The sequence below is a fragment of the Vibrio kasasachensis genome, assembly GCF_050337565.1.
In the GTDB taxonomy this organism is placed as follows: domain Bacteria; phylum Pseudomonadota; class Gammaproteobacteria; order Enterobacterales; family Vibrionaceae; genus Vibrio; species Vibrio kasasachensis.
Genome location: NZ_JAKJTB010000036.1, coordinates 1 through 5,101, shown reverse-complemented (window position 1 = coordinate 5,101; position 5,101 = coordinate 1). Strand labels below are relative to the sequence as shown.

The 5,101-nt window shown below is 41.7% G+C and carries 5 protein-coding genes and 5 pseudogenes; 7 read left to right on the top strand and 3 right to left on the bottom strand.

Going from position 1 to position 5,101, the window contains the following annotated elements; genetic code table 11:
- Window positions 1-329: IS110 family transposase (locus L4C38_RS21110; RefSeq protein WP_428799503.1), on the bottom strand; the 329-nt coding region annotated here is incomplete at its 3' end.
- Window positions 330-419: 90 nt separating this feature from the next.
- Between L4C38_RS21110 and L4C38_RS21105 the strand changes: the two genes are divergently transcribed.
- Complete coding sequence (locus L4C38_RS21105; RefSeq protein ID WP_428799502.1) at window positions 420-1,049, top strand: hypothetical protein; 630 nt, start codon at window positions 420-422, stop codon at window positions 1,047-1,049.
- A gap of 276 nt (window positions 1,050-1,325) precedes the next feature.
- Here L4C38_RS21105 and L4C38_RS21100 read toward each other — a convergent pair.
- Window positions 1,326-1,646, bottom strand: a pseudogene (locus L4C38_RS21100) (transposase); the annotation flags it as partial.
- A gap of 2 nt (window positions 1,647-1,648) precedes the next feature.
- Window positions 1,649-2,152, bottom strand: a pseudogene (locus L4C38_RS21095) (IS110 family RNA-guided transposase); the annotation flags it as partial.
- A gap of 132 nt (window positions 2,153-2,284) precedes the next feature.
- Here L4C38_RS21095 and L4C38_RS21090 point away from each other — a divergent pair.
- From L4C38_RS21090 to L4C38_RS21065, 6 genes and pseudogenes are all read left to right on the top strand, one after another.
- Window positions 2,285-2,749, top strand: a complete 465-nt coding sequence (locus L4C38_RS21090) for a hypothetical protein (protein WP_428799501.1) — start codon at window positions 2,285-2,287, stop codon at window positions 2,747-2,749.
- A gap of 396 nt (window positions 2,750-3,145) precedes the next feature.
- Window positions 3,146-3,424, top strand: coding sequence for a type II toxin-antitoxin system Phd/YefM family antitoxin (locus tag L4C38_RS21085; RefSeq protein ID WP_428799500.1), 279 nt, complete (start codon window positions 3,146-3,148; stop codon window positions 3,422-3,424).
- Between the two features lie 14 nt (window positions 3,425-3,438).
- Window positions 3,439-3,711 (top strand): annotated as a pseudogene (locus L4C38_RS21080) (type II toxin-antitoxin system RelE/ParE family toxin); the annotation flags it as partial.
- Between the two features lie 142 nt (window positions 3,712-3,853).
- Window positions 3,854-3,991 (top strand): annotated as a pseudogene (locus tag L4C38_RS21075) (IS3 family transposase); the annotation flags it as partial.
- A 115-nt stretch (window positions 3,992-4,106) separates the two neighbouring features.
- On the top strand, window positions 4,107-4,577 hold the full coding sequence (locus L4C38_RS21070) for a dimethylsulfonioproprionate lyase family protein (protein ID WP_428799499.1): 471 nt from the start codon (window positions 4,107-4,109) through the stop codon (window positions 4,575-4,577).
- A 314-nt stretch (window positions 4,578-4,891) separates the two neighbouring features.
- A pseudogene (locus L4C38_RS21065) lies at window positions 4,892-5,101 on the top strand (IS110 family transposase); the annotation flags it as partial.

Here is a 5,101-nt window from a genome sequence, read left to right as displayed (position 1 = left end):
ACAAAGCGAGTGGAAGGACGCTGAACCGCTTCGCAGATAGCAACGGCATCATTAAGGTCGTTTTTCCCTTTGGTTCGATAAGGGGTTACGTATTTAACGGCCATAATACGGGCATCGTGACCGAGTTTATTGAGTGTTCTTGCCCAATAATGAGCACCACCGCACGCTTCAACACCTATACGCATTAGTGGCATATTTGCTATCGTAGTCAGTAATTTAGAGCGAGTTACCGACTTATGAAGTAGGACTTTGCCATTATGGTCTACAGCATGAAGACTAAAATGGTTTTTAGCTAGGTCGATACCGCAAAAATAAGAATAATCAGACATGGAGCCTCCGGTGCAAATGTATACCACTTAAGTGTGGCAGATCCTCGGGAGGGGGAATCCATGTCATTCGTTATGAATACGAAGGGATATATGGAAAAACTATTAACAAAACTAGCAGATTTATTGGTTGAACATCTAGGAGAGAAAGGTGTTTGGGTAGCTCTGATTTTACTCGTTATATTTGTATTGTTTGTGGCTTATGAAAGGTTTAATAAAGCTCGCGCAACAACTCATAGTAATAAGCATAAAAAGTTTGAGTTGTTTGTTAAAGTTTTTGGTTCTGATCTAGAGAAGCAAAGTCCAATAGTTGTTGAACAGGCTTTTTCCAACTATTTTGGGTTTGAACTAGCTTATGAGGAAATTGAGTACTGTTTAAATTTAACTAGACCAACAGAATGTGCACATGACGTAAAGCGTAGTCGCTATCTGATAAAGTTTAATAACAAATTGGGCAAGTATGAAGAAACAAAAGGCTCAGTATTAAAGGTACGAAAGTATGTTACTAGTGGTGCCTATTGGTTGTTTTCACTGTTTGGTGTTTATTGGCTATATCAGTTCTTAACGACTCAAAACACGGATGCTTTGGTTATAACTATCTTAGGCTTCGTACTCGCTGGCTTTTCTTTAACATTTATTAAGCCTACATATTCAGCTCTGCGGGTAACTGAAAAGCATTACGTAAAACGGTCTAAAAATCTATTAATAGTATTGCCGAAATAGTATTCATAACAAATAAGGATTAAGCGTTGCGCAGCCAACGTTAAATCCCGAGTGTTGAACAAGCCCGAAGCCTTCTCTTTATAGTAAATTGTGCGGTTGTGTTCGATGGGTGTTTCGCCCTGAGCCTTTTCTCAAGGCGAGTTGAGGCGTGATAGGGTAGTAATGCTCACCTTATCAATGTTTTACCTTAACTGTTCGCCTTTGTGTTGGTTATTCTCCTCTGTAAATGTCTGCCATTCTCCTTATTCTGTTCGCCTTTCGCCTTTCGCCTTTCGGCTAGATCGGTCGTGATATGCCAACGCACGCCATTTCATGCTGGCAGCAAGGGCAGGTGCGGATCGCTTTGCTCCTTATTGTCGCCGTGCTTGGCGGCGTTTGATAAAACAGACGCATTAAAAGTAGCTGAATGCGTACTCGCAGTGTTTTGGCTTGACCGCGTAAAAAACCGTAATCTCTCACCCGCTGTAACCCTTTTGGCAGCACGTGTTGCAAAATCAACAGCAAGAATTTAAGTGTCGGAAGACAGCGCGTTTGCCACGTTTGAGTGCGGCTGTCTTTATAGCGAAAAGACACGCCGAGATAAAGGTAGCGAGACAAGTCTCAAGCATTAAAGGCACTTGCTTCATCAATGAAGAGCGACCAACCGGAATGATTAACCCGAATTCAGACAGTAGCGCCCGCATTCGATTCATAAGCGCGGCCCGTTCACGAACCCAATGCTCTCTCATTCTATGCACAGATAAGATGGCTTGTTGCTCGGGAGATTTTACGGGAACAAAGCGAGTGGAAGGACGCTGAACCGCTTCGCAGATAGCAACGGCATCATTAAGGTCGTTTTTCCCTTTGGTTCGATAAGGGGTTACGTATTTAACGGCCATAATACGGGCATCGTGACCGAGTTTATTGAGTGTTCTTGCCCAATAATGAGCACCACCGCACGCTTCAACACCTATACGCATTAGTGGCATATTTGCTATCGTAGTCAGTAGTTTAGAGCGAGTTACCGACTTATGAAGTAGGACTTTGCCATTATGGTCTACAGCATGAAGACTAAAATGGTTTTTAGCTAGGTCGATACCGCAAAAATAAGAATAATCAGACATGGAGCCTCCGGTGCAGATGTATACCACTTAAGTGTGGTAGACCCTCGGGAGGGGAATCCATGTCATTCGTTATGTGCCCGCGAACTCTGAAATCCCCTATAGTTAAAGTGGCTATTATCCTTTGGGGGCTATATGGTGGACAATAAATGGTATTTATATCTAATAATCATCTTGGTTGTGTTGCTTGTAGGTATGTCGCTCTATGTACTAAAGCTTAAGCAGTCAGGTGTTGAAGAAAAGGCGATTGAACTTCCAGCTTTTGTCTCATCGCAAGAAAGAGATAAAGTATTGCAGAAGTTTATCCAGCATTGGAATAGTGGCGATGAACGTGAACTCAATAGCATGTTTTCACTGGGCGAGAGTGTTAGCTTAATAGAATTTCTTGAGCGTTGGAAAAATTCTGTTGGTGACGTTATTACGGGAAACTATGACTCTTATGAGTATATTGATACAGTGGGAAATGAGTATTTCTATCGATTGTATTACGCTCTAAAATTTGAAAAATTAGTTGATGGCTTTCTACTAGTAGATATATATGTCGACAACAACAGCTACAGGCTCGTAGGTTTTAATATTGGCGTGTACCCAGATGAGTAAATAAAATTCCTTACAGTTCGAGTTAAAGGAGCATAACGAATAAGGATTAAGCGTTGCGCAGTCAACGTTAAATCCCGAGTGTTGAACAAGCCCGAAGCCTTCTCTTTATAGTAAATTGTGTGATTGTGTTCGGTGGGGGGGGTGCCTTGCGTCTTTTCTAAAGGCGAGTTGAGGCGTGATAGAAAATTAACAGGAACAGGCACTTCAAAATTTTAATGTGTTTCTGGCGGTATACATTAGATCAAAGGTATCGGCGCACGTCTACCTCATTGTTTATATTCGTAATTATGAAGGGGTTCGCAAGAATACGGCGTTAGTACACCTAATTGACTTCTTGCGTCTAAATTTCATTTGAACTATTATTTGTACATTATTTTGTACCATTTGGGGTTCAATATGAGTCGCATTCATTTTGATAAAGATATTCAGCCTCTTTCTGAGTTTCGTGCAGGTGTAACTTCATTCATTAAACAAATCAATGAGACACGCCGACCTTTGGTGATTACTCAGCGCGGTAAGGGTGTTGCAGTTGTACTGGACGTCGCAGAGTATGAAGCAATGCAGGAAAAAATCGAGTTACTGGAAGAAATGAGAACAGCAGAAGCTCAGCTAGCTTCTGGGCTAGGTGTATCTAACGAAGATGCTCGTGCTCAAGTGCTGGGGCGTATCAAATAATGAAAGTAGTTTAGTCTCCCTTAGCTCTCGAAAAGCTTGGTGATGCTGCTGAGTTCATTGCATCAGATAGCCCAGTGGCTGCAAAAAACTGGGTTAACGAGATTTTCGATAAAACTGATTTACTTGAGACTATGCCTGAAATGGGACGAATGGTTCCTGAAATGCCACATACACAATATCGTGAAATCTTGTTTGGTCATTATCGTATTATTTACAGTTTAGGTCTTGAAATTCGTATTTTGACTGTTCGTAACTGTCGTCAACAGTTATCTGAAAGTGACGTATAAACCTGTGTTCAACAAAGCGTTCAAAGCGGATTCTGTAGTTGACCCGATCTAGTGGGCAGCTTTAATCTTAATTGGAGGTGCTTATACCAGCATATAAATCAGGTAAGAAAACTCAACAATATCTCACTGAATTTGAGTAACCGCCGTCTTCGAGTACATTGAAGTGTTTTACAATCGCAAGAGAAGGCACTCAGCGTTGGGCTACGTTAGTCCGGTTGAATACGAAAGTATGCACGGTCTACTTTTTGTGGGGAACACCAGTATATTGCAGAATTTTTAGGGGGCGAGGTATGCTGTATAAGTTAGCTTTGGAAGTGTTAGATAGTATTAATGATGATGTTTCGGAGTCGTTTAGACTAGAGTTTCCCAGTGTAAATGACCTGGTGATTCGGCACATGAATGCTCTGGTATTACCTGTATCTTCAACGGTTTTAAGCGTTGGAGAAGCAGCTTCGACTACAGAACGGCTAGTTAAAGAAATTAAGGCTAGCTACCTTAACCAAACTTGGCGGCAACCATACCAATCAGAGGAACTAGGAGAACAGTTTGTTAATAATTCAGCTTGGTTCCCTATAGCAGATGTTGACGGTCCGATTATTTATAATGAAGGTCTAATGGAAGTGATGCTGTTGAATTCTGATATTACATACCCAAGTCACAAACATTCACCAGAAGAATTGTATGTAATATTGGCTGGTCAAATATGGTGGGAGTCTGGCACCGAAAGTGGGTGCTGGAAATATGCTGGTGAATTAATTCACCATCTTCCGGAGGTCGCACATTCGATTAAATCTGGTCGTGAGCCAGCTCTGATTCTGAGTCTCTGGAGAGGTGGCAGCTTTGAAATACCAGTGTTTACCGAGTAAATCATAGCAGTCAATTGCTCTCGAACAACAAAGTTATCTACTTTGCTTTGTCATTTTGGTTATCAAGCATTGCTTACGACAAACACATATAGAGGATCTCTTATTGCGGTCTCTCCGCTGCCAGCGTTTATACGCTGGGTCACTAGACATTTATCGGTTAACCCTAGCTGGCTCTATTCAAAAAGAAGGTTAAACAGTTGTTTTCCAGTTATCTTCAGGCTCAGCTAAGGTGATGAGATGGTCTCCCCCTACCACTTCACATGACCATGAGCCATGCTTGGAGTGTTCAGGTCCCGAAGCAAAAGGAGAAGACCATGACTCAGCATAAAATCATCGGCATCGATTTAGCAAAAAATATTTTCTTTCTTGTTGAAATCGATCATAAAGGAAAAAACATCAGCCGTAAAAAACTTCAACGAAGTAAGTTGCTTAGCCATATCGCGAACCTAAAACCCTGCACTATTGCTATGGAAGCTTGTTCGGGCGCTCACTACTGGGCGCGTGAATTTGAAAAATTTGGGCAT